We start from the raw sequence: 25321 nt of genomic DNA, 5'->3' as shown, positions 1-25321 counted from the left end.
GAACTCTTTTACAAAAACCGTTCCAGAGTATTCATCAGATTTTTTACTTTAGTAATGGACTCCTGATATTCCGATTCACAGTCAGAGTCAGCAACAATCGCTCCACCTCCCCAGCAGTGCAATTCGCCATCTTTGGCCAGAATCGTCCGTATAGTGATACTGGTATCCATATTGCCATCACAGCTGATATAGCCGATGGAGCCACAGTAAACAGTGCGGGCTACCGGTTCCAGCTCCCTGATAATCTCCATGGATCGTATTTTTGGCGCTCCGGTAATCGAACCGCCGGGGAATGTGCTTCCCAGCAGGTCAAATGCATCATAATCGTCCATCAGTTGGCCTTTCACTGTACTGACCAGGTGATGCACGTTGGCATAACTTTCCAGGGCAAATAATCGGGGTACTGACACGGTACCTGTCTTGCAGACCTTACCAAGATCGTTTCTCAGCAGATCGACAATCATCAGGTTTTCCGATTGATCCTTCTGGCTATGTTGTAGCTCCTCAGCAATGGCAAGGTCTTCTTCAGGAGAGTGGCCCCTGGGACGGGTACCCTTGATGGGCTTGGTGGCAACATGACCGTTTTTCAGCCGGATAAACTGCTCCGGGGAATGGCTGAGAATGCTCAGGTCAAGACGTGAAATAAACGCAGAGTAGGGCGCTTTGGTGATGGTTCTGAGCTTTTTAAATGCTTCCCAGGAATCGCCGCTATAGGGCGCAGTAAAACGCTGGGTAAGATTCACCTCATAGCAATCTCCCGCCACAATGTAGTCCTGAATTTGCTGAAATGCACACTGGTATTCAGCCGGGGTTTGTGTCGGGGTGAATCTGTCGAGCAGTTTGAATGGTGAACGGTCTGACTTCCTGACTTTATGGTCAATAGCTTGCAGAATTTCAGTTTTCAATGATTCGGGTATATCCGGATGAAACACCAGACAGGCCCGTCGTTCCTTATGATCACAGATCAGCGCCCACTGATAGAGCCCGACGGACATCAGCGGTGTTGAACTGTCTCGATGGGCTATTCGGTCCGGCTCAAGGTGTTCACACAGTTCATATCCCCAGTAACCAACCATGCCACCAACAAAAGGCAAGCCGGCATTGTCGACTTTGCTCATGGCATTAAGCCGTTTTGGCAATTGCGCAAAAGGTTCAGCTCCAGAAACAGTTTCTGTTTTTTGTTGAATAAGATCTTCAATCATCAAATCACCTTCCGGGGTGAAGGTGAAGTGCATTTCTGGAGCTGCGGTCATAATGTCATAACGGCTGGAATGATCTTTATAGACTGCCTGTTTTCCATCGAATACCGAGCTATCCAGAAAACAGGGATAAGGGAGGTGAATAAAATGTTCAAAGTAGAGACTGGTATCGTCTTTATATTCCAGTTCCAGAATTGTCAGCGTCTTCATACAGGTGTCCGAACAAAACAGTCGGCATTTTAACTGGAGCCGGGGCACTATGCCATCGTCTGCAATCCATGAACCAGCCATCAAGTGCTAATATCATCGGTTGTTGTAATGGTTGTAGCTGTGTAACTTCCCTGTCAACAAGTGCACGTAAAACCGTGCGAAAGTATTTTAACCGGTAGGGCTTACCGATGCTTGAACCTTAACGCTTTGAGATGCTAACAAAGAATATGAAGGATTTGTTACGGGTGGGGAAGTGTCTATTGCGCTGGAGGTAAATTCCTGGGAGGAGCTGCTGGGAGTTGTGGATGCTGATTTTTCCTGAGAAGAAGTGGATGTTGGTGCTTTAGAGGATGAAGTTAGCGAGGAAGAATATGGAGTACTTGGTTCGTTTGTTGTTGTGGTGGAATGTTGCTGGTCGGTGTTGTCGGCCAATTTAGGCGTATGCCAGGAAGAACTTGGGGTAGCTACTGGAATACTAGGGCAGTTTTCTGTGCAGGATTCTATAATTCTTGTGGTGGAAGTGGACATTGCTTCCATGACCGTACTACTTCCATCGTTGTAGTCACCGGAACCCTGAGGTCCAAGCGAGGGCAAAGTTGTATTACCAGGTGGCTTAGTTGGAGTTAACTTAGTCTCAGCGCCCTTCAATAATCCAAATCCAGCCAAAAGCCCTAATGCCGTGCCTCCGATTAAAAGCACGCCGAGAGCAATAGCTACTTTCCTTTTTCCACTGCTGGTTCTGAAAGATCCTTCTGAATTTTCACTTGGAGCTTTTTTATCCTCGTTTAGAGATTGCATAGGTATTGAAGCATAAGATGCATTTTTTATCGTCGTTTCCAAGATATGACTCCTTAGCATTTATAAGAGTTCACTTCAGTCCCGTGCGATTAACAGGGAGTAAAGGTCAAGAGGCAGAGTGAGCTAAAAACTCTACAGCACAACAAGCCTAGCCTTTTAGCTCAACACAATGCAGCTTTTCTGAGATGTTTTTTTAATAAGCCATTTTGATCTATATGTCACTGATTTAGTTATATGTTGTTTTCAATGCAGGTAGAAGTGCTGAGTAAAGTTCGGTATAAATATCTCAGTTTAAAATATTGGCAACCATGCTCTATGACGTCGACAGGACCCGCAACATAGATAATGCTGCTGTTTACGCTCTTTATATCAAGAATTAAGAATCAGAGGTAACGCCATGAATCAAAAGAATAATACCTTGAGTCGATTGATCGTTGAGCAGGGCATTGTCACTGCTCCCGGTGTTTACGATGGTATTTCGGCCCGGCTCGGTGAAGAAGCCGGTTTCTCAGCGCTATACGCCAGTGGTGGGGCCATTGCCCGCAGCACCGGTGTGCCTGATATTGGTTTGCTGACACTGACGGAAGTGGTTGACCGGGTTCGTCAGATCGTGGCAGCCACCTCACTGCCAGTCATTGCCGATGCGGATACCGGTTTTGGCAACGAGGTGAATGTCAAACGCACTGTGGAGCTTTTTGCCAACGCGGGCGTCAGTGCTTTTCACCTGGAAGACCAGGAGTTTCCCAAGCGCTGCGGGCATCTGGACGGCAAGTCTCTGGTATCTGTTGACGAGATGTGTAAGAAAGTCTCGGTGGCCAGCAAGTATGCCGGCGAGGTCACCGTGATTGCCCGTACCGATGCCATTGCCGTTACCGGTTTTGACGATGCTTTGGATCGTGCCAGGGCTTATGTCGATGCAGGGGCAGATATGCTGTTTGTTGAGGCACCACAGACCATCGGGCAGATTGAAGACATTGCCAAACAGGCTCCCGGTCCCAAGCTGATTAATATGTTCTACAGCGGTAAAACACCACTGGTACCAACTGAAGACCTGAAAGCGATGGGCTATCAGCTGATCATTATCCCTTCTGACCTGCAGCGGGCAGCAGTGACCGCGATGCGCGAAGTACTGCAGGTGATCAGGCGTGACGGTAACAGTGGTGCTATCGCCGACGGCATGATGACCTTCCAGGAGCGTGAACAGCTGGTGAGAACCAAAGAGTTCCTTAACCCATAAACTGCTGCCTGCTGCTAAGGCGTGATTAACCGATGCCCGGCAGTTTTATAGTCAACTTGAGGGAAGTCTTTTTTCAGGCAATAACAATAATGACCGGGTACCTTCTGGTGCCCTGATAATCAGCAAGTGCAAGAAATAAAAAAACGGAGAAGTACTATGTCGACGAACTCTGGGGAAAAAAAATTAAACGGTGCCGGTTTGCGTGGTCAGTCAGCCGGTGAAACCGCGCTCTGTACCGTTGGCAAAACCGGTTCGGGCCTCACTTACCGTGGTTACGATATCAAAGAGCTGGCCGATAGGGCCCAGTTTGAAGAAGTCGCGTATCTTCTGCTTTATGGCAAACTGCCAAACCAGGCTGAACTGGACGCCTACAAAACCAGGCTGAAAGGCCTTCGCTCTCTGCCCGATGCCCTGAAAACGGTACTCGAACAGATTCCCGCAGATGCTCACCCAATGGATGTAATGCGTACCGGTTGTTCAATGCTGGGTAACCTGGAAACCGAACAGGATTTCTCACAGCAGAATGATCATATTGACCGCATGCTGGCCATTTTCCCCGGCATGATCAACTACTGGTACAACTTCAGCCACAACGGTGTCCGGGTTGATGTTGCTACCGATGCTGACTCCATCGCCGAGCAGTTTCTCTGGACTCTGCACAACAAAAAGCCAGAGCCACTCCATGTTCAGGTGATGCACGCTTCCCTGGTGCTTTATGCCGAGCATGAGTTCAATGCTTCAACCTTTACCGGTCGTGTTTGCGCTTCCACCCTTTCTGATATTCACAGCTGTGTGACCGGCGCCATCGGTTCATTGCGTGGCCCGCTCCACGGTGGCGCTAACGAAGCGGCTATGGCAATGATCGAGAACTGGCGCTCCCCTGAGGAGGCTGAAGAGAAGATCATGGGTATGCTGGCCCGCAAGGATAAGATTATGGGCTTTGGCCATGCCATTTATCGCGAGTCTGATCCCCGTAATGCCATCATCAAACAGTGGTCGCGAAAGTTGTCTGAGCAGGTGGGCGATCAGTATCTGTATGCCGTTTCAGAGCGTGTTGAGGCGGTCATGTGGCGGGAGAAGAAGCTGTTCTGTAATGCCGACTTCTTCCACGCTTCTGCCTACAACTTTATGGGCATTCCTACCAAGTTGTTTACCCCGATCTTTGTTTGTTCGCGGGTGGCTGGCTGGACCGCTCACGTTATGGAGCAGCGTGCTAACAACCGCATTATCCGACCATCTGCCGACTATACCGGACCGGAAAGCGCAGAATGGGTGGCTATTGAAGACCGCGATTAACCACAAAGACCACCAGAGAAAAAAGCTGTCTTTGTGTTCTTTGTGGTCTGTGTAGTTTATAACAATAAATTATTTGCCCGGTGGACGTTCGACGTATGAACACTGATTTTCGTAAACCCTTACCCGGCACCCAGCTGGACTATTATGACACCCGTGCAGCCGTGGAAGCGATTCAGCCGGGCACCTATAACACCTTACCCTATACCTCCAGAGTATTGGCCGAGCAGCTGGTTCGCCGCTGTGATCCGGCTGCTCTGACTGACTCCCTGAAGCAGATCATTGAGCGTAAGCGTGATCTGGATTTCCCCTGGTATCCGGCCCGTGTTGTCTGCCATGACATTCTTGGCCAGACCGCCCTGGTGGATCTTGCCGGATTGCGAGACGCCATTGCCGGGCAGGGCGGTGACCCTGCCAGGGTTAACCCGGTGGTGCCAACCCAGTTGATTGTTGACCACTCTCTGGCTGTTGAATATGGCGGTTTTGATCCGGAGGCATTGGCAAAGAACCGGGCTATTGAAGATCGTCGCAATGAAGACCGTTTCCACTTTATCGAGTGGAGCAAAACTGCCTTTGAGAATGTTGATGTGATTCCTGCGGGTAATGGCATCATGCATCAGATCAACCTGGAGAAAATGTCTCCGGTTATCCAGGCCCGTGATGGTGTCGCCTATCCGGATACCTGTGTCGGTACCGACAGCCATACGCCCCATGTCGATGCCCTTGGCGTTATCGCCATCGGTGTTGGTGGCCTGGAAGCGGAAACGGTAATGCTGGGCCGTCCTTCCATGATGCGCCTTCCTGATATTGTCGGTGTTGAGCTGACAGGGCAGCGACAGCCGGGCATTACCGCCACCGACATCGTGTTGGCCCTGACTGAATTCCTGAGAAATGAGCGAGTGGTTTCATCTTACCTGGAGTTCTTTGGCGAAGGGGCTGCCAATCTTACCATTGGTGATCGTGCCACCATTGCCAATATGACCCCGGAGTTTGGTGCTTCCGCCGGGATGTTCTATATCGATGAACAGACCATTGATTATCTTAAGTTGACCGGTCGGGAGCCTGAGCAGGTGGCCCTGGTGGAGAATTACGCCAAAACCACCGGACTGTGGGCTGATGATCTGAAAACCGCCGACTATGAGCGGGTGCTGACCTTTGATCTCTCTGCGGTTTGCCGGAATATGGCCGGGCCATCCAACCCGCACCGTCGTTTGCCGACCTCTGAGCTGGCAAGTCGTGGCGTTGCAGGGCCTTATAAAAAAGAAGATGAGCAAGAAGGCTTAATGCCCGATGGTGCCATCATCATTGCGGCTATCACCAGCTGTACCAATACCAGTAATCCCCGTAACGTGGTTGCCGCCGGTCTGGTGGCCCGAAAGGCCAATGAGCTGGGGCTGGTGCGGAAACCCTGGGTAAAGTCTTCATTCGCCCCGGGTTCCAAAGTCGCCAAGCTCTATCTTGAGGAAGCAGGTCTTCTTTCTGAAATGGAGAAACTGGGCTTTGGCATTGTCGCCTACGCCTGTACCACCTGTAACGGTATGAGTGGGGCACTGGATCCGGAGATTCAACAGGAAGTCATAGATCGGGATCTGTACGCAACGGCCGTTCTCTCTGGCAACCGTAACTTTGATGGACGGATTCATCCCTACGCCAGGCAGGCTTTCCTTGCCTCGCCACCATTGGTGGTGGCTTATGCTATTGCCGGTACGGTGCGCTTTGATATTGAAAAGGATGCATTGGGTACTGATCAGGATGGCAACCCCATCACCTTAAAAGACATCTGGCCCAGCGATGAAGAGATTGACGCAATTGTTGCTGAATCCGTAAAACCAGAGCAGTTTAACCAGGTTTATATTCCCATGTTTGACCTGGGCAAGGCGGAACAGGCCGAAAGTCCTCTCTACCACTGGCGCTCCATGAGTACCTACATTCGCCGTCCTCCCTATTGGGAAGGGGCTCTGGCTGGTGAGCGCACCCTGAAAGGCATGCGCCCTCTGGCGATACTGGGCGACAACATCACCACTGATCACCTGTCGCCTTCCAATGCGATTCTGGCCAGCAGTGCGGCGGGGGAATATCTGGCGAAAATGGGGCTGCCGGAAGAAGACTTTAACTCCTATGCCACCCACCGTGGTGACCATCTGACCGCGCAACGGGCCACCTTTGCCAATCCAAAGCTGCTCAATGAGATGTGTCTGGATGCTAATGGCGAAGTCAGGCAGGGCTCTTTGGCCAGAATTGAGCCCGAAGGCAAAGAAACACGGATGTGGGAAGCCATCGAGACCTATATGGAGCGTCGCCAGCCGCTGATTATTGTAGCCGGTGCGGACTATGGGCAGGGGTCATCCCGTGACTGGGCTGCCAAAGGGGTTCGCCTTGCCGGTGTTGAGGCCATTGTGGCAGAAGGGTTTGAGCGTATTCACCGGACCAACCTGGTGGGTATGGGTGTACTGCCTCTGGAATTCAAGGCTGGCACAACCCGCAAGACATTAGGTCTTGATGGCAACGAAACCTACGACGTTGTCGGTGAGCGGACGCCGGGAGCAACACTGAGCCTGTTGATTCACCGTACCAGCGGAGAAACTGTTGAGGTCCCGGTAACCTGTCGCCTGGATACCGCTGAAGAAGTATCCGTATACGATGCCGGTGGTGTTCTGCAGCGTTTTGCCAGGGACTTCCTTGAATCCGAAGCCGCTGCCTGACAGCTCTCACGCTGGCCCTTGATCAGGGTCAGCACCACAATCCTATAACAGAAGGAGCTGTTCCCCATGGCTCATCCTCCACAAATCAAGGTTCCCGCTACTTATATGCGAGGCGGAACCAGTAAGGGCGTTTTTTTCAATCTCACCGATCTTCCACCAGCTGCACAGGTTCCGGGTACGGCCCGTGATGCTCTACTGCTTCGAGTGATTGGCAGTCCGGACCCCTACGGCAAGCAGATTGATGGTATGGGGGGTGCCACGTCCAGTACCAGCAAAACGGTGATCCTGTCGAAAAGCAGCCAGCCTGACCATGATGTCGATTATCTCTTTGGTCAGGTAGCCATTGATCAACCTTTTGTGGACTGGAGTGGTAACTGTGGCAACCTGACTGCGGCTGTCGGGGCCTTTGCCATCAGCAGCGGTCTGGTTGATAAGCAACGGATACCCGACAATGGCATCGCAACGGTGCGGATCTGGCAGGCCAATATCAAAAAAACCATTATTGCCCATGTGCCAATGACCAAGGGTGCAGTACAGGAAACGGGGGATTTTGTCCTGGACGGTGTGACTTTCCCGGCGGCCGAGGTTCAGGTTGAGTTTCTCGATCCTGCCGATGGCGAAGGTGCCATGTTCCCGACTGGCCATCTGGTGGATGATCTTGAAGTACCCGGCGTTGGGACTTTAAAGGCAACCCTGATCAATGCCGGCATTCCCACCATTTTTATCAATGCTGCGGACATTGGTTACCAGGGAACTGAACTACAGGAAGTGATCAACGGCGATGAGCAGGCACTGGCCATGTTTGAGAACATTCGGGCTTATGGCGCACTGCAGATGGGGTTGATCAGCAGCCTGGAAGAAGCCGCAACCCGACAGCATACGCCGAAAGTCGCTTTTGTTGCTGAACCGAAAAGTTACCTCTCATCCAGCGGCAAGGAGGTCTCTGAAGATGAGATCGACCTGTTGGTCAGGGCACTCTCCATGGGTAAACTTCATCATGCCATGATGGGCACCGCTGCCGTGGCCATTGGTACGGCGGCTGCCATTCCAGGCACCCTGGTTAACCTGGCTGCCGGCGGTGGTGAACGAAACCCGGTCCGTTTTGGCCACCCCTCGGGTACCTTGAAAGTGGGGGCAGAAGCAGTGCTGAATAATGGGCAATGGTCAGTGACCAAGGCCATTATGAGCCGCAGTGCCAGGGTTTTGATGGAGGGTTGGGTTTGTTTGCCCGTCGAATGAAACTGCGGGGAAATCTCAGGGGGACCATCCCATGAGTCCGAGAACGTTAACATTGGTCCGGGACGATCCTCCAGAAAGAAAAAAAACTTGGTATTCTGACACCATTGCCACCGCGATCACTTTCGATCTGTATGCTGCGGCTGCATGGGCTAAAGCAAAATGCATGAATCCTGTTTTCTGATTGCAACCGGTCCTTTTCCTGCCAGATCCCGTCTGCGTTCACCCCCAGCAAAATCAGGTGGTCGGTTTCGGTTTCAAGGGGTGGGACAACGGCAAGCAGGCAGCTCTCATTGTTAAAACACCCATCCCTGATAGAAAATTCGATACGTTGACTGATCCACTCACCGGAGGGTTGGCGTTGGTGGATATCGGTATGGCCCGACGATTCATTACAGACAATGGTACCACCGTCAGGACTGACTCTGGTCAGAGATCCAGCCGAAAATGTTTGGGATTTGCCCCAGGTTCCGGACGCTGCCTTGCGCCAGACGGATATTCTATGCCAGTTTATGCTGATAAATTCGTCCGGTTGCACAGAAAAATGAACACTGCCTTTACCGCAACAGGGTTGCTCCTGAGCAGCGGGAAGCCATTGACCCTCACTGTTTAATTCCCAGATTTCAACACCGTCATCGGTGGTGATAATCAGCAGCCGACCATCGGGACCAAAAGCAGGTTCCAGGGGGTAATACGTTGCCGGAGGCTCACAGGTTTTGACAATTCTCTGCTTTTCACGCCATTTTCCGTGCGGATCAAGGGCCGCGATAACGACAAAGAAATTATCTCGATGAACATCAACGCCAGCATTATCAAACCATGTGACAAAATGCTGATTATCCGGGCTGAATAGTACCTCGAGTTCAAACTCATCTTCAGACTCACTACCAGCACCGGTGATGAAGTTCATATCAATATCCGTGTCTGTAACAATGATTTTACCGGTTTCTGACCAGGCTCCATCGTCTGACTTGCCCATTAGCGTGATGTATGAACCGTCCCAAAGCGCGACATGACGGCTGTCATCACTGAACAACAAGTTACGAATAGGGGTTGTAATACTGCCTTTATTAACCCACTGACCTTTCGCTTCCCGACCCAGAATGGCAACTTCACGCCAATCGTACGTACAGACCAGTGCGCTGGCATCCGGTGACAGATAGAGGTCATTCATCTGATACAGATAAATGTCATTCTTCAATATTGTCCTGATTTGAGGAAACACCTCACTGATGGTCAATTGCTGTTGCTCAACCCAGGAGTCATCGTGACATTCATAAACGGACAATAAGTGGTCTTTGCCGATGTAGCCGATGTATTTGTAGTGCGGTGGTTCTCCCACCAGGCTTCTCGACACCTTCTGTGGGATAAATAAAATATGGTTAGCCCGCTGCTGATGAAAATAGCAAATTTCATTGTATTTGATTTCAGCCGACCTGCTCCAGTGACCATGACGATCCGGAGTCAGAATATCAATGAACCCCTCCACCCTGGTTGCGGCAATCATGCTCAGCTCAAGATCATGGTAATGCCAGCTATAGCTATCCATATTCAAGCTCCCAACGGGTTTCAGGGTAAGTGCTGTTGCATCAATAATCTGCTGGCGTGCATGCCGGGCGTAACAGGCATAAAAGGCGGGGCTCAGCTGCACAGGGAAGTGGCGCCTGGAAAATATGGATAACGTCCTGAGGTACTGAAGGAGTTGCCGGTTAGAATGGATGATTGTCTGACACGAATTCTGTTTGTCCTGCGACAAGGAGAGAAAGTAGCGGACTTCTTCCAGTCCGCAGGCCACCAATCGGCTGGCCACTGCCTTGCATGTTTGGGCGAACGCGCTGATATCTTCAATTGATAAATAGCTGGTGATGTTCTCGAATGGTAACGTCGGCAAGGTAACCCACCAGCGATGGAAATAGACAGGATCCCGGACTATTTCAGGCCTGATTTCGTTACCCACTGCCTGAGTAACAGCAGTCTCAGTATTTAATGGTTTGGCAAGCGGCAATTAATCCCCTCCCGTATCCGGGCAAGAGGCCCTATTTACACTGGTGCATATTGCCCGTTTAGAAGCCTGGTCCGGGAGCTGGGAGATCCAATGATGACGCATTGGCCGATCTCGTTTGAAAGACGGCAAATTGTTGTCAGTTCCGCACCCGGCTACACCTTCGCTCCGAAGTATAGAGGGTGAATGATGTCCCGCAGTAACAATTACCGTCCGCAAGAGTTGATAAATGTCACCAAAGCGATCATGAGAGATGGAACTCACAAAGAGGTCAGGGCTCCCAGGGCCAGTAGCTTGACAATCAATGCATTCAGCTTAACCAATGGATTGATGCCAAAAGTAACGCCAAGGTTTGGCTGATTATCCCGTGTCACAAAACCAATGCCGGGAATCAGCTCACGGGGTTCCAGGGTGCTGAAATCAACGATATTAGTAGCTTCAGAGCCGCCAGGGTAGGTAGATTCTGGAATAATGTTTTGTTTGATATCGTTCACAAATCTGGCGTCATGACCACACCAGTAGATAACCTCTCTAACCGCCTGTGACAGCAGCTCATCTTCATCCATTGCCCGAACCACACGCTCTTCTGTGAATCGGGGAAATGCCTTGTGAAACAGCGTCGTTAGAATGTCCTGTATTTTACGCTCATGATTCAGCGTGGACTCCCTATTGTCAGAGTTAAACTGTTTTTGAAAGCAGAGAGCATATTGCAATATCAGTCCCTGGGCATTTTTTGCCAGTTCTGAAAATGCCACCTTGGCTCGATCCTCAGATTTTTCAAAATCAAGAAATTCCTGATATCTTTTGGAGAAAAAATAATCCTCACCCAGCTCAATCATACTTTTCGTATCACCGGAATCCCGCATGCCTACCGGCCCCACATTGGGATGTTCTGAAGCTTTCTGCCACTGAAGCATCCGCCCCTCGCTTGGGGCACCTACATAAGATGAGAGGACATAGTGCTTTCGTTTCGTCACTGAATCATGGTCCGCTGCAATGACCGCTGGAGCATACAATCCGCAACTGAATAAAACACCGGAATCATGGGCATATTTATGGAGCCCCTGGCAAATCTGATCCGCCTTTGTTTCTGGGTCAAGATCGTAGGGATATAAATGATAAGGCGCATCTTTTGTCGATGTCAGATGAAGGCAATAACCTGTCTTGCCATCAATATAGCGGCACTTTTCCTCCAGTCTGGCCTTTTTGGCGGGAGGTGTAAATGTGGCCAAATCAATGTTCGCATTATCCCAGCGATAACTGCCGACAACCCGGGGAATTGAGCTTTTCAAGCCGTAGCGACTGGCTATATCTGCCATAAGACGGATTTTATTGCCCTCTGTTGCCAGATCTTCCGGCTTTTCCTTATCACTGATAAATTTCAGGTAATCCCAGCCACCATCCGTGCGTTGAATTGCCAGCGTACGTCCGTAGACTTCGATAGATTCGGATGATAATGATGCTAACGGGGGAGGCGCTGTCCACTGCTGCGGATTAACCGGTATTTGCCAATCATGATCAAACTGATTTTCCGGTGGCTGATAGTCTTTATCCAGTGATAACAGCAACTGCCAAATGTTAGGGGATTCCATATTATTAAGTGGGTAAACTGGCTGACGAAATAAGGTTTCCCGTTGTTTCGTGCAATCAGGATTAGTCAGCCAGTTATTCAGCACATGGATTCGATGGGCGGAAGGGGCAAGACGTAGAAATGATTCAATGATATCAAAATGTAACGTTGTGACGAGTTTGGTATAGGATACAAGTTGATCATGGGAGGCTGAAGATGTTGTTGAATCCTTACTATGTGGGTCCGGCCACAGATCCGGACGATAACTTTTTTGTCTGGCTGTAAAGGTCGCCTCTTTCTCACGGTATTCCGACTCCATTCGAACCAAAGACCGGCCCTCTATCAACAGCCAGTCCATGAATTTCATGAAATCATCGGGACAGGTAAGGCTGTTGCAGGATTTAGCCTTGTTGATCAGGATATTCCATGTCTCACTGTACCACCTGGCATCTTCCTGTAAGAGACCCAAACTGTCAGCATCATCCGTTACCGAAAAAATTTTTGCCGCCCACAGGTTTACATCTCCCAGAACCAATTCTTTTTCACAATTCGGGCCTGACCATTGTTGACTTTCCTTCTGGTAAATGGCCGCTTGCTTCATGACAAGATGGATAAACGACTGCGCTTTCTTATCTGGAAACAGGCTCAACTGGTACAAATGTTGCCCATATTCATTGGGCAAGGTCCATAGAAACGGAGCGATCCGGTTGACGGTATTGGTAAATAATCGTTCATTGGTCAATCCAGCCTCTTTGGCCATAAAGAAAGGAGAATTTTTAAGGTTAACGGATAATTCTTTAAACGCCTGTCTGGTGACGGTAATACCCATTTTATTCAATAATTCGGTGGATTGATGCAGTCCGCCCAATAGAGCTGTCATTGCGATCAGTTGCTGTTCATCCTGACCAAATGAGCGAATAAGAGTGCGGGCTTCCCCCTGTGATTGTTGTGCAATGGCTTCAAGAACAAATACCAATATCACGCTGTTTTTGTATCTGTGAATCCCGGCAAGATTAGCAATTCGGTGATGCTCGTAGCTTTGCTTAACCAAGTCTTTAATCATGTTGCTGGCATTAGCTTGACTACGAAGATAATTAAAGAAAACCTTTAACCTGCTTTGTGAAGCGGTGGGTATTGATTGTGCAATTGCTTCCTGATACAGCCCATCACTAATACTTCTGGATGTTAAAATCGTCTGGGCAAGAATGTCAAAGCGAGGATCAGCATCAGCAAAAATAGCCTTGACGAATAACAGGTCCGGGCAATATGGGGTGCAGTTATCTATCAGCGTTGTCATTGTATCAAAAGGCAGGTAAGCGATAGAATCAGGATCATGATCAAACCAGTCAGCGCTTTGTTTGATGGGAAACCCTTGTTCAATAATATAGGTCAGTACTTTCAGATTGTTTGTTGTGGTCCCCGCCCAAATAGCGATTTCCCTTGCTATTATTTGAATGTCATCCGCTATTGTTTTTCTTGATGGTGCACCATTTTTAGAACTGTATTCCTCCCCAACCAGGCGGTGAGGATCAATGTATTGCTCAATCTCTCTTTTCAGTTTGTTGACTTTATCCATTAAACTGACATTGACATGTAGTTCATCAAACTGTTGAACAAGTTTCTCTAACTCTTTTTTCACATGGTGCTTTTCAACCTCTCCTGAAGTAAGCATTGCCAGCAACTTCGTTTGCTTAACCTGGACCTGGCCGGAGCTGAAAGCCTCTTTCTGGTTGCCTTCGACACTTTTTTCATTATTTTCACTTTCGATGGATTTCGGACTGCAAGGTCTGGAATGACTCACTTTGCAGTCATTCAATGTAAAGAAACGGTTAGAACATGGTGAGTTAGTTCCAAATGTTCCGGTATTGTCAAATGCAAAATTACCAGCATTGAAGAGTACCTCTTTGTCTTCTGCCGGTCGTACGGTCAAGTATTTATAATTGCCTGTCTCTTTGTAATAGCTGCGTTCGGATGTTAAGTCTGATCCAGTAACCCTGTCGTCTTTTAAGCCGGTCACATCCATCTGTTCGTCCCCTTATCAAAGATCCCTTTTGACAATGAGACGGGAAAAAAAATTCAACTTCCCGGGCTGCCGGGAGAAAATAAATTGTTTGCTGACAAATTGAAAGGCAGTCCTCAGGGTCTGTTGAATGGTAAATTATGGCTATTTCAGTCTTCTCGTCAGATTGGCCTGATCCATGATCCGTGTTGCAATCTCTTCGACGGAAAATTCAGTGGTATCGATATAGCTGATCTGCTCCTGGTTATAGATCTGTTCAACCATCTGTATTTCATATTGACACTGCCTGACCGAGGAATAGCGGCTGTTTGGACGGCGCTCATTTCTGATGCCTGAGAGCCGGGCCGGATTGATGGTCAAACCAAAAAGACGTTCTTTGTGCGGGCGAAGAAAATCAGGCAGCTTGATGCCCTTATCAAAATCATCCTCGGTAATGGGGTAATTGGCGGCATAGATACCAAACTGTAAACCAAGATAGATGCAAGTGGGTGTTTTGCCCGAACGGGAGGCACCCAGCACGATAATATCGGCCTTTTCATAGTGCCGGATGCGGGCACCATCATCATTATCAAGGGCAAACTGCACCGCTTCGATGCGACGGTGATAGCCGGCACTGCTGGTTGTGGAACGCTTCTTGCCAACGGTATACAACGGGTGTGAGCCTAACTCCATCTCCAGGCCGGGAAGGAAGGTAGCAAAGAGGTCAATAATATAAGCCCCGCTGGTGTGCAGCAGTTTGCTGACCTCTTCATTCAACACCGTCATAAATAGGATAGGTTGAATCACCTCATGCTGATGAGTCTCTTTAATCAGGGTCAGTGCCCGAACGGCTTTTTCGGGGGTATCAATATAGGGCAGGGTGTGGTGACGGAATGTAGGCCCCGAGAACTGGGCCAGCAGACTTTGGCCAAAGGATTCAGCGGTAATGCCAGTACCATCAGAGATAAAAAATACCGATCGCTCCATTTTATCGACTCCAGAAGCATAAATTCCGAGGTTAATAGCTTGAGATCACTGTTTTCTGGTACAGATAGATCAAAATAATGTGATCCAAAGTAAAAAAATCTTCCAATTAATAACATTATCTAACAAACTATACCGAATTCTTCCCAATGAGATAACCGGTGTCGTCTTATTAGCAGTACTATGACAGCTTTATTTATGGCTTGGTAGCCCACCAGGAGGCTAACCGAGAATAGACTGCCCTACTGCGGTGGCAGCAAATTGGTCTAAAAATCCGCTTTTGTTCGGCAAATAGCCCCGCTATTCGCCTCACAAAACCGAATTTTTATCCTCAATTTTCTGCCATCCTCGCTACGGGGTCGCCTAGACGGGCGCTATTCTCGGTCAGCCTCCTGGCAGAGTGGAACTCTGACAGCAGGATCGGTGCATTCTCAACGGTGAAACCCATGGTAATCCTTTGAAGTACAGGCAGGAGAGTGGCTTGAACAGTTCATCTTTACCAGAGTTTGTCGTGGGCCTGGATGCCCTGGGCAATAGTGATGTAGAGCGGGTTGGTGGTAAAAACGCCTCGCTGGGAGAAATGCTCAGCCATCTTGGCAGGGCAGGGGTTCGTGTACCCGGTGGCTTTGCCACCACGGCAGAGGCCTATCGAGACTTTCTGGATGGCTCAGGGTTGTATGATCGTATTCATACCCTGCTGGATGAACTGGATATTGATGATATTCAGCAGCTAACCCAGGCGGGTGCCAATATTCGCCAATGGATTATGGATGAACCATTCCGACCCGAATTTGAACAGGCCATTGTCAACAGCTACCGTGAACTCTGTGGTGATCAGGAGGATCTGGCTGTGGCAGTGCGGTCATCGGCAACGGCGGAAGACTTGCCCGATGCCTCCTTTGCCGGGCAGCAGGAAACCTTTCTGAATATCCGTGGTGCACAGAATGTTCTGCGAGCGGTTCGGGAAGTTTTTGCCTCTCTCTTTAATGATCGTGCTATTTCATACCGTGAGCATCAGGGCTTTGACCATCGGGATGTGGCGCTGTCGGCCGGAATTCAGCGGATGGTACGCAGTGAAACGGGGGCTGCCGGGGTGATGTTTACTCTGGATACCGAGTCGGGTTTCCGCGATGCGGTATTTATCACCTCCTCCTATGGCTTGGGAGAGACCGTGGTTCAGGGGGCAGTAAACCCGGATGAATTTTATGTTTACAAGCCCGCACTTGAAGCAGGGCGCTCTGCCATCCTAAGGCGAAATATGGGCAGCAAGGCGATTCAGATGGTTTATGGTGATGCCCCAGAGACCGGAAGATCGGTGCAAACCGTGGACGTTGACCTTGAAAAGCGCCAGCAGTTCTCCATCAATGATGCTGATGTGCTGGAACTGGCCCGTCAGGCCATGGCCATTGAAGCCCATTACGGCCGACCCATGGACATCGAGTGGGCCAAAGATGGCGATGACCAGCAGCTCTATGTGGTTCAGGCCCGGCCTGAGACAGTACAAAGTCGAACTGAGTCCAGGACGCTGGAACGTTATCGCCTGTTGCAACAGGGTAATGTTCTGGCAGAAGGCCGCAGTATTGGCCAGCGCATTGGTCAGGGGCGTGTCTGTCTGGTGGATGATCTGGCGGATATGGACCGGGTTCAGGATGGCGATGTACTGGTTACCGATATGACCGATCCGGACTGGGAACCGGTTATGAAACGGGCTTCAGCCATTGTCACCAACCGGGGTGGGCGCACCTGTCATGCCGCTATTATCGCCCGAGAGCTGGGTATTCCAGCAGTGGTCGGGTGTGGTGACGCTACATGCCGACTGCAAGATGGTCAGGCGGTAACGGTTTCCTGTGCCGAAGGGGATACCGGCTTTATTTATCAGGGTGAGTTGCCGTTTGAGCACCAGAAGAAAGATCTGGATCAAATGCCTGAGTTGCCCTTCAGGATTATGATGAATGTGGGGAATCCTGACCGGGCTTTCAGTTTCTCCCGACTGCCCAATTCGGGGGTGGGGCTTGCTCGACTGGAATTTATTATCAACAAGATGATCGGTGTTCATCCCAAGGCTTTGCTGAACTATCAAACTAATCCGGACAGCGTACCCGATGCCGTCAGACAGCAGATTGATGAGCGAATGGCGGGCTATGGCAATCCCGTTGACTTTTACGTTGAAAAACTGGTTGAAGGCGTCGCTTCTATTGCAGCCGCTTTTGCCCCGGAAAAAGTTATTGTCCGGCTCTCAGACTTCAAGTCTAACGAATATGCCAACCTGATTGGCGGCAAGATCTATGAGCCCCATGAAGAGAACCCGATGCTGGGCTTTCGTGGCGCTTCCCGCTATATCTCGGAATCCTTCAGGGACTGTTTTGAGCTTGAATGCCGGGCCATGAAGCGGGTCAGGGACGAGTTCGGCCTGGCCAATGTTGAACTGATGGTGCCATTCGTCCGAACGCCGGATGAAGCCCGTCAGGTCATCAACATTATGTCTGACTTTGGACTTCGTCGTGGTGAACATGGCCTGAAGATCATTATGATGTGCGAACTGCCATCCAATGCGCTGCTGGCTGATGAGTTCCTGGAATATTTTGATGGCTTCTCCATTGGTTCCAACGATATGACTCAGCTGGCCCTGGGGCTTGATCGGGATTCCGGCTTGATTGCCCATCTTTTTGATGAGCGCAATACCGCCGTCAAGCAGTTGTTGTCCATGGCGATTCAGGCCTGTCGCCGACAGGGTAAATACATCGGTATTTGCGGCCAGGGGCCCAGTGATCATCCTGACTTTGCCCGCTGGTTGATGGAAGAGGGTATTAATACCGTTTCCCTGAACCCCGATTCGGTTCTGGAAACCTGGCTCTATCTGGCGGAATGACTTGATAGTCCCTGTGAGGGGGTGTGCAAAGATTGCCCTGGGGGGCTGACAGGAATCTTCCAGAGAAGTACTGTGTCCCCTTTGGGTACCCCCCCGGGGTTCTTTTTGCAGTGGATTATTAAATGACCACCATCGGGGCTAAAATCGGCCACTTTAACGGGATGATCCAGTTTTATCATCTCTCTTTCTGCCCATTTTCCATCATCACCGATACTCCAGAGTTGCACAAAGCCCGGCTTGTCATGATCTTTGGAATCTTTGCCAAAGATCAGGAAATGGTTCTCCAATTTATTAAACTGGGCGAATTTGATCAAATAGGGACCAGGTTTTGTCAATGCCTGTTGTGTCCATTTGCCCTTTTCGTCTCGCCCCATGATGCAGGCGGTACTGTCCTGGCTAACGGAAAATGCCAGACGGCCTGATCGGGAAAATTGGGCAACATCAATTGGTTTTTGATGCTTAACCTCCAGCTGCTCCAGCCATTCACCATCTGTGTCAAGCCCCTGAATTTTCACAGTGCAATCATGACCGACGGTCAGTACACTGTCTTCCTTAACATTGAAGTGAGCAATGATAATCCCACCCTGATGATATACCCGTGCTTTCTCAATCAGGTTACCTTCCCTGTCATCACCCCAAATGCAAGCGTAATTCGTTTCATTGCCATAGCTCAGGAGCTGTTTTTCTGATCGACTGAAGATAACTCTGTCACTGCCGGTGTGCTCAAGGGTTTGGGGTTTGTTCAGATTGCCTGTAAAACCGCAACCCCAGATTTTAAAGGAGCCACCACCGAAGTCGGCCAGTACTTTGTACCCGGAGGTGCTGAAGCTGACATTATCACAACTCGGGATCTCTATTTTTTCTACATAGTCAGCATTAACGTCATAACCGGAAATTTTAGTTTTCCTGGCTAAATCACGGGTAAGTGCAAATTTCCCTGAGGGATTGAAGGAGGCTGAGCAAATACGGTTGGGCCCTCTAACGCCCTGGTGAATTTCTACGGGTTGCTCAGAATGATGAACCTCTCCGACCTGCGACCATTTGCCGTAGGCATCGTGAGCCAGGAAGAACACCCGGTTATCCAGGAGGACAAGGGCATGACTCTCATCCCTACTCAACTGGCAATCAGAAATTACACGGTCGCACTCCTTGACAAATTTAGGAATAATACAGTTGCGCTGATCATTAAGGTGCCAGATGGTCGCTTTTTCAACATTTTGAGTCATTAAAAAAGTATTCGTGGGGACGAAATTCAGTGCTCTTGGCCCACTTTGCCTGATCTTTACTGGCTGGTCTAGCAGAGTCCACCGGCTGCCATCCAATCGCAAAACGTTGATTCTGCCGGCGCGCTGATCGTAGGTCATAATCTTGTCCTGCACCGGGTTGAAGCTTGCCATCACTGGCTCGTAGCCACCTGCAAGTGGCGTGTGCTCAAGCACCCGCGACTCCACCCAACGGCCATCACTATTGAGTGTACTCACCTTGACCTTGCCATCCTGGCTACAGCAAGTCAGAAGCGTGTTTTCCGACCGGTTAAGCTGGGGAATAATATTCTGGGCCCCAACCCTGCTCCTGCTGTTCTCCAACCAGTTACCATCCGCGTCTTGTCGCCAGCTTACCAGGCTATGATCTTTCAAACTGTCGCAACCACTGATGAAGAGGTGCTTACCCGAAGGGCTGAAACAGGTTTGAACAATATAACAACCGAAGTGGGCCTTCATTTGGAACTTAAGATAATTGGTCTGGCATTGAAAAATTTCACTCGTCGCTGGGTCAATACTGCCTGGCTCAATACGACTATCGCACTGTATCGTGCTGATACCAGGCTGTTGCGATGTGGTGCCTGGTGATAAACGATTCGTGGAAAAATGCAGCCCGACAATTTCCAGCTTACGATTCTCAATATCTATATCTATGCTGGTCGTCCATTCGGATGGTAAATGCCGTTTCAGTCGTTTGAATGATTGATCCTGATCCTGTTCAGAGGCCTCTCTGATACGTTTATTATAGTTAGCCACTAACCCGGATATTGGCTTCAGGCCGTTTATTAACGCCTCTTCATCTTTTTTCAAACCGCTTCCATCTATACTTCTGAGACTACTCTGCGCTATTGGTTGCATGATAACTCCTGCCTGATTGGCTCATAGATGGTTTATTTATACGACCATTGATCAGTAGCATCTTTTGGATCTTTGTCCCATCCTGCTATTAACTGTCTGAGCATTCAGGAACTGAACTTTAGATTGCTGAGTCTGGCAAAAGTTCCTGCGCTGAGTTTTTAGTTCAGGTTGATAAAACCACCGGGAAAATGCCGAACGATAGCGGGCATTGCACGTTTATGGTGTGGCATTTAATTGGTAGAGAAGTAATCCGCATTTCACAGAGGAAAAGCTTTTCTCGGTGTTGTTTTTGGTTATCATGCCAGTCTGAATGGTCATGGGAGAATAATAATGAGTTTTACCACCCCCGATTTGTGTGATGATTTCCCGGGAAACCTTCAGGTCGTTGACCCGGGTTTTAACAGCTTTGGTGGCAGGGATATTTTTGGTGGCGAAATTGTCACCATTAAATGCCATGAAGATAATTCCAGGGTTCGGGAGCAGGTGTTCAGTGACGGTCACGGTAAAGTGCTGGTTGTTGATGGCGGCGGTTCCCTGAGAAGGGCCTTGTTGGGTGATATGCTGGCAGAACAGGCCGTAAGCAATGGCTGGCAGGGTATTATTGTTTATGGCTGTATTCGTGATGTTGAAGTGATTTCACAACTGCCGCTGGGGGTTCAGGCGCTTGCTGTACACCCGATGAAAACGGATAAAAAAGGGCAGGGAGAGGTCGATATTGTTGTTCGGTTTCATGGCGTGGACTTCATTCCCGGCCATTTCCTGTATGCCGATTTGAACGGGATTGTCGTTTCTGCTGAACGACTGGTTTGATTTTTAGATCAGCTTCCTGGTCCTGTTTCTTTCGATCCTGGCATTGTGGAAGCAGGGCAATCCCAAGCCTTCATAAATAACGAATCTTTCTATAATAAGTCAGTGTTTCACAAGCATTTTCATAAGTTATTATGGTTGGCGATTAATTAAACATATTTTCGGAAAATACTGATCTAAAACAACGGATTTATTGTAAAAAGGCCAAGGTTTTCTTTCTTTTTTGCGGTAGTATCCGCACCCACCAAAGTGTCGGGACTTCGTATACCTGACCGTCAATCACACTTGGAGCCTGTCAGACTTAAGCCCGACAGGCTCCCGGAAAATCCCTATGACGGAGAAAACTCCAGTGAGAAAGACTAAGATCGTCTGTACCATCGGCCCAAAGTCTGAATCCCATGAGATGCTGACCAAACTGGTCGACAATGGCATGAATGTGATGCGACTGAATTTCTCTCATGGTGACTTTGACGAGCATGGTGCCCGTATTGCCCGTCTGCGAGAAGTCATGGCTGAAACCGGTAAGCGTGTTGCCATTCTTCTGGACACAAAAGGCCCTGAAATCCGAACTGTTAAACTGCACAATGGCGACGACGTCATGCTGAGCGCAGGACAGGAATTTACTCTGACTACCGACACGTCTGTTATTGGTGACAGCACGCGTGTAGCGGTTACCTACGCCGGACTGACTGCTGACCTGAAGCCAGGTAACACAGTTCTGCTGGACGATGGCCTGATTGAACTGACGGTAAAAGAAGTCAAGGCTCAGGAAATCGTCTGTGAAGTCAAGAACAACGGTGAACTGGGTGAAAACAAAGGCGTAAACCTGCCTGGTGTTAAAGTTAACCTGCCAGCCCTGTCAGAAAAGGATAAGGCTGACCTGGTCTTTGGTTGTGAGCAGGGCGTTGATTTTGTAGCGGCTTCCTTTATTCGTAAAGCCAGCGACGTTAACGAGATCCGTGAACTGCTGGATGCCAACGGTGGTAAGGAAATCCAGATCATTTCCAAGATCGAGAACCAGGAAGGCGTTGATAACTTCGACGACATTCTGGCTGTTTCTGATGCCATCATGGTGGCCCGTGGTGACCTGGGTGTAGAAATCCCGGTTGATCAGGTGATCTTTGCCCAGAAGATGATGATCAACAAGTGTAACCATGCCCGTAAGCCGGTTATCACGGCTACCCAGATGCTGGATTCGATGATCAAGAATCCTCGTCCAACCCGTGCAGAAGCCGGTGACGTAGCAAACGCTATTCTGGACGGCACCGATGCCGTTATGCTCTCCGGTGAGAGCGCCAAAGGTAAGTACCCGGCAGAATCTGTGGCGGTCATGGCAACCATCTGTAACAGCACGGATGGCAGCATGGAACTGCGTGTTGAAGAGTTCGATGCCGAGATCGACAATTATCGCAGTATCACCCAGGCGGTCTGCCGTGGTGCGGTCAAGACGGCAGATATTCTGGCTGCCAAGCTGATTATCGTTGCCACTGAGCAGGGTAAGTCTGCACGTTCTCTGCGTAAGTTCTTCCCTAAAGCCCAGATTCTGGCGCTGACTTCTTCCGAGAAGACCGCTAACCAACTCAGTCTGAGCAAAGGGGTGACCACCAGCCTGGTACCACAGCAGGAAAACACCGATGCATTCTACAAGCTGGGTAAAGAGCTGGCGGTGAAGCACAACTTTGTTCAGTCTGGTGATCTGGTTGTTATGGTTTCCGGTGCCCTGGTTGAGTCCGGTACTACCAATACTGCTTCTGTGCACGTGATCGATTAATATCTGAGTTCTTTTTGGTTACACCCTCTTGCCTGTCCTTCCCACTGCGGGGGAGGGCTGGCAAGCATTGCTACAGATTGGATATATTTCCACCAGTTATGCCTGCCCAACGACCAGCCGGTCAATCGGATACTCAGACAGCCTCCAATATTGCAGCGTACTTATCCGGATCAACGTTACCTCCACTGCCAATCGCTACTACGGTTTTATTTTCAAACAGTGCCGGGTTATCCATAATCGCAGCAATGGCCACCGCACCGCTGGGTTCCAGCACCAGGTTCATCTCCTGAAAACCGAGCCTGATGGCGTCATGGGATTTTTGCGGATTGACTGTTATACCCCTGACACCGGTTTGCAGAACGATGTCCAGGTTGGCAATGCCGGGCTCAAGGGCCAGTAAAGCATCACAGTCACACAGGATATGGCCTTTGGCTCGAGAGCGCCTGCCGTTTTCAAGGGAGATGCCCATGCCCTGGTAACCATCCACTTCAACGGCCCATACCTGGGTGTTGCTGCCAAACACCAGGCTTGATCCTGCCACCAGGCTGCCACCACCAACGGGGCAGAGAATGTGATCACAGGATTTCCCGGACATCGCCAACTGCTCCTGCAGCTCCAGCGCTACAGATGCCTGGCCAATAATGATCTCGTGGTCATCGAAAGGGTGCAGCAGCACTGCGCTGTGGTCTTTGGCTATTTGCCTGGCCATAGCGCTGGCAGCTTCCTCCCTGGACGGTTTATTGCATTGGCAGAGAATGATCTCTGCGCCGTAACGTCTGGCATTATTGACTTTTGATTTTGGGGCATCATGGGGCATTACCAGCCTGACCGGTATGTCCAGAAGCTGTCCAGCGGCTGACAGGCCTGCTGCAAAATTTCCTGAAGAATAGGCTGTAACACCTTGTTTTTTCTGGCTCTCCGTTAAATTTAACAGTCGGTAGAACGCCCCCCGGAACTTAAAGGCTCCGGTAATTTGCAGAGACTCGGCCTTGATCAGCACTTCCCCTCTGATCAGTTCACTCAAGACATCGGATTTTAACAGCGGGGTGGTGCGCACATTGTTTCTTATTTGCTGAAAAGCATGGTTTAACTTCAGATAATCAGGAAGCTGGTTAACATTGGGTACTGCTGACATAACCTCAACATCTTTAACTTATTAAAGGCAAACTGGCTTTGCTGCTGCCATCGCCTTTAAAAGATAGTCAAAATTGGCTGTGAGGTCTGAAAAGTTCAGTGCAGAGTGGTTTTCCCAGGCACCGGGATAGCGTGGGCTGTGGCAGTTATCACTTAAAAATTGAACTTATACATAAAGAACAAGTCTATGTAAAACGTAAGGTCATAATAATTATCTGAAGGATTGTGTGAATGTTTCCGAAGATTCCCGGGGTACCTGTCTTCGTATCATCTGAACGGGCTAATCAAGGTTCAGGTGCAAGCAAAGGAAATAGCTCAAAAACAGCAAAGGATTTTTACTCGAAATTCAGTTCGCCTTATGCATATCAGCGTGCTGTCTGGATTCTTTATGATATAAATAACTTTATTAATTCTACACAGTCAACACTCAAAGATGTGCAGGCACTTCGTAGGGCAATACATGAAAGAAATTTTTCCCCCTCTGCCATTGGTAAAAAGTTTGTCCCTCAACAACCCTGCACGCCATACGCAGAGCAGCAGACAGCAGAAATCCTTGCGGATTTCGATTCTTTTAAGAGCTCCGAATACACAACCCTTGGGGATGGTTCCGCCCTGCGTCGATTAATCAATGATAAATTTCGGAACAACGAATTATCAGGAAGTGGCAATACTGTTTACCACACTGCACATTCGGAGTCGTCAAACTATCAAAAATTAGTAGAGAACTATGATAAAGCGGTGGATGGCCTGTTTGCTCATCAGATAACAATACTGACAAACAACCTGGCGCATAAACTTACTATTTCCAGTTCTGAGCTTAAGAGTATCCAGCGTAAACGTAACAAGTCAGCGAAAGTCAGGTCACTTCTCGATACGTTAACAACGCCCAGTAAGCTCAGGAAGTCACCGGACAAAACAGCTCTCAGTTTTAAGGACGCGCTAAAGAGAGTGCATCCTGAACTGGCCAGAGATATGTTTCATCGCTAAAAATGAGCCCCGTCATCCATCAGGGGCTCAAGCTTTTACGCTCGAGGAGCCTGTCGAACTTAAGACTGTCCTACGCGGCAACTGCTCCTGCGTTGCTCTAGCTCCTGCATCCATGCAGTCGTGCGGTTGCGATAAATTGGTCTAAAAATTCCTGCTTCTTCGTCAAATAGCCCCGCTATTCTCCTCAGAAGCAGAAATTTTTATCCTCAATTTCTCGCAATCCTCGCTACGGGGTCGCCTAGACGGACGCTTAAGTCCGACAGGCTCCTAGAACTGCTCTTCTTCCGTAGAGCCGGTTAATGCTGTTACTGAAGACTGACCACCCTGGATAACCGTTGTCATATCATCAAAATAACCGGTTCCAACTTCCTGTTGGTGGGCAACAAACGTGTAACCTTTTTCC

The 25321-nt window shown here is 49.3% G+C and carries 15 protein-coding genes; 8 read left to right on the top strand and 7 right to left on the bottom strand.

What is annotated here, in order from left to right:
* Window positions 1-8: 8 nt before the first annotated feature.
* Together pabB and CX664_RS25745 are read right to left on the bottom strand one after the other, a co-directional pair.
* A complete protein-coding gene (pabB, locus tag CX664_RS14080) occupies window positions 9-1409 on the bottom strand; it encodes an aminodeoxychorismate synthase component I (protein ID WP_101747369.1) in 1401 nt (466 codons plus the stop codon).
* A gap of 168 nt (window positions 1410-1577) precedes the next feature.
* A complete protein-coding gene (locus tag CX664_RS25745) occupies window positions 1578-2249 on the bottom strand; it encodes a hypothetical protein (RefSeq protein ID WP_146000012.1) in 672 nt (223 codons plus the stop codon).
* Between the two features lie 355 nt (window positions 2250-2604).
* On the opposite strand from CX664_RS25745, the gene CX664_RS14070 reads away from it, so the two are divergent.
* The 4 genes from CX664_RS14070 (at window position 2605) to prpF (ending at window position 8678) form a co-directional block, all read left to right on the top strand.
* Window positions 2605-3444: an isocitrate lyase/PEP mutase family protein gene (locus tag CX664_RS14070; RefSeq protein ID WP_101747344.1), complete on the top strand. Its 840-nt coding sequence runs from the start codon at window positions 2605-2607 to the stop codon at window positions 3442-3444.
* 156 nt (window positions 3445-3600) lie between these two features.
* Complete coding sequence (gene prpC, locus CX664_RS14065; protein WP_101747343.1) at window positions 3601-4740, top strand: bifunctional 2-methylcitrate synthase/citrate synthase; 1140 nt, start codon at window positions 3601-3603, stop codon at window positions 4738-4740.
* A gap of 95 nt (window positions 4741-4835) precedes the next feature.
* Window positions 4836-7439: a Fe/S-dependent 2-methylisocitrate dehydratase AcnD gene (gene acnD, locus CX664_RS14060; RefSeq protein ID WP_101747342.1), complete on the top strand. Its 2604-nt coding sequence runs from the start codon at window positions 4836-4838 to the stop codon at window positions 7437-7439.
* Between the two features lie 66 nt (window positions 7440-7505).
* The gene (prpF, locus tag CX664_RS14055) at window positions 7506-8678 is read left to right on the top strand and encodes a 2-methylaconitate cis-trans isomerase PrpF (protein ID WP_101747341.1); all 1173 of its coding nucleotides are present in this window, start codon (window positions 7506-7508) and stop codon (window positions 8676-8678) included.
* Between the two features lie 46 nt (window positions 8679-8724).
* On the opposite strand, the gene CX664_RS14050 is transcribed toward prpF, so the two are convergent.
* From CX664_RS14050 to ppsR, 3 genes are all read right to left on the bottom strand, one after another.
* On the bottom strand, window positions 8725-10680 hold the full coding sequence (locus CX664_RS14050) for a WD40 repeat domain-containing protein (RefSeq protein ID WP_101747340.1): 1956 nt from the start codon (window positions 10678-10680) through the stop codon (window positions 8725-8727).
* Window positions 10681-10937: 257 nt separating this feature from the next.
* On the bottom strand, window positions 10938-14270 hold the full coding sequence (locus tag CX664_RS14045) for a hypothetical protein (RefSeq protein WP_101747339.1): 3333 nt from the start codon (window positions 14268-14270) through the stop codon (window positions 10938-10940).
* A gap of 141 nt (window positions 14271-14411) precedes the next feature.
* Window positions 14412-15233, bottom strand: coding sequence for a posphoenolpyruvate synthetase regulatory kinase/phosphorylase PpsR (gene ppsR, locus CX664_RS14040; protein ID WP_101747338.1), 822 nt, complete (start codon window positions 15231-15233; stop codon window positions 14412-14414).
* A gap of 478 nt (window positions 15234-15711) precedes the next feature.
* Here ppsR and ppsA point away from each other — a divergent pair, with 478 nt between their 5' ends.
* On the top strand, window positions 15712-18099 hold the full coding sequence (gene ppsA / locus CX664_RS14035; protein WP_101747337.1) for a phosphoenolpyruvate synthase: 2388 nt from the start codon (window positions 15712-15714) through the stop codon (window positions 18097-18099).
* Here ppsA and CX664_RS14030 read toward each other — a convergent pair.
* On the bottom strand, window positions 18084-20219 hold the full coding sequence (locus tag CX664_RS14030) for a WD40 repeat domain-containing protein (RefSeq protein WP_101747336.1): 2136 nt from the start codon (window positions 20217-20219) through the stop codon (window positions 18084-18086). The two genes, ppsA and CX664_RS14030, sit on opposite strands and share 16 nt — an antisense overlap.
* A 330-nt stretch (window positions 20220-20549) precedes the next feature.
* Between CX664_RS14030 and rraA the strand changes: the two genes are divergently transcribed.
* Together rraA and pykF are read left to right on the top strand one after the other, a co-directional pair.
* Complete coding sequence (gene rraA, locus CX664_RS14025; protein WP_101747335.1) at window positions 20550-21029, top strand: ribonuclease E activity regulator RraA; 480 nt, start codon at window positions 20550-20552, stop codon at window positions 21027-21029.
* A gap of 328 nt (window positions 21030-21357) precedes the next feature.
* Window positions 21358-22797, top strand: a complete 1440-nt coding sequence (pykF, locus tag CX664_RS14020; RefSeq protein WP_276328491.1) for a pyruvate kinase PykF — start codon at window positions 21358-21360, stop codon at window positions 22795-22797.
* A 133-nt stretch (window positions 22798-22930) separates the two neighbouring features.
* On the opposite strand, the gene CX664_RS14015 is transcribed toward pykF, so the two are convergent.
* On the bottom strand, window positions 22931-23932 hold the full coding sequence (locus tag CX664_RS14015; RefSeq protein WP_101747334.1) for a threonine ammonia-lyase: 1002 nt from the start codon (window positions 23930-23932) through the stop codon (window positions 22931-22933).
* A 230-nt stretch (window positions 23933-24162) separates the two neighbouring features.
* Here CX664_RS14015 and CX664_RS14010 point away from each other — a divergent pair, with 230 nt between their 5' ends.
* Complete coding sequence (locus CX664_RS14010) at window positions 24163-24918, top strand: CARD domain-containing protein (RefSeq protein ID WP_101747333.1); 756 nt, start codon at window positions 24163-24165, stop codon at window positions 24916-24918.
* Window positions 24919-25321 lie beyond the last annotated feature (403 nt).

Origin of the sequence: Endozoicomonas acroporae (genome assembly GCF_002864045.1) — a bacterium.
GTDB lineage: Bacteria > Pseudomonadota > Gammaproteobacteria > Pseudomonadales > Endozoicomonadaceae > Endozoicomonas > Endozoicomonas acroporae.
The sequence above is the reverse complement of the archived record's forward strand: the minus strand, read 5'-3'. Positions and strand labels throughout refer to the sequence as shown.

Bases quoted from the DNA above. Each gene is read 5' to 3' on its own strand.
- prpC (WP_101747343.1), top strand. From the start codon at position 3,601: ATGTCGACGAACTCTGGGGAAAAAAAATTAAACGGTGCCGGTTTGCGT.
- CX664_RS14015 (WP_101747334.1), bottom strand. From the start codon at position 23,932: ATGTCAGCAGTACCCAATGTTAACCAGCTTCCTGATTATCTGAAGTTA.
- rraA (WP_101747335.1), top strand. From the start codon at position 20,550: ATGAGTTTTACCACCCCCGATTTGTGTGATGATTTCCCGGGAAACCTT.
- CX664_RS14010 (WP_101747333.1), top strand. From the start codon at position 24,163: ATGTTTCCGAAGATTCCCGGGGTACCTGTCTTCGTATCATCTGAACGG.
- prpF (WP_101747341.1), top strand. From the start codon at position 7,506: ATGGCTCATCCTCCACAAATCAAGGTTCCCGCTACTTATATGCGAGGC.
- pykF (WP_276328491.1), top strand. From the start codon at position 21,358: ATGACGGAGAAAACTCCAGTGAGAAAGACTAAGATCGTCTGTACCATC.
- CX664_RS14030 (WP_101747336.1), bottom strand. From the start codon at position 20,219: ATGCAACCAATAGCGCAGAGTAGTCTCAGAAGTATAGATGGAAGCGGT.
- acnD (WP_101747342.1), top strand. From the start codon at position 4,836: ATGAACACTGATTTTCGTAAACCCTTACCCGGCACCCAGCTGGACTAT.
- CX664_RS14070 (WP_101747344.1), top strand. From the start codon at position 2,605: ATGAATCAAAAGAATAATACCTTGAGTCGATTGATCGTTGAGCAGGGC.
- CX664_RS14045 (WP_101747339.1), bottom strand. From the start codon at position 14,270: ATGGATGTGACCGGCTTAAAAGACGACAGGGTTACTGGATCAGACTTA.
- ppsR (WP_101747338.1), bottom strand. From the start codon at position 15,233: ATGGAGCGATCGGTATTTTTTATCTCTGATGGTACTGGCATTACCGCT.
- pabB (WP_101747369.1), bottom strand. From the start codon at position 1,409: ATGAAGACGCTGACAATTCTGGAACTGGAATATAAAGACGATACCAGT.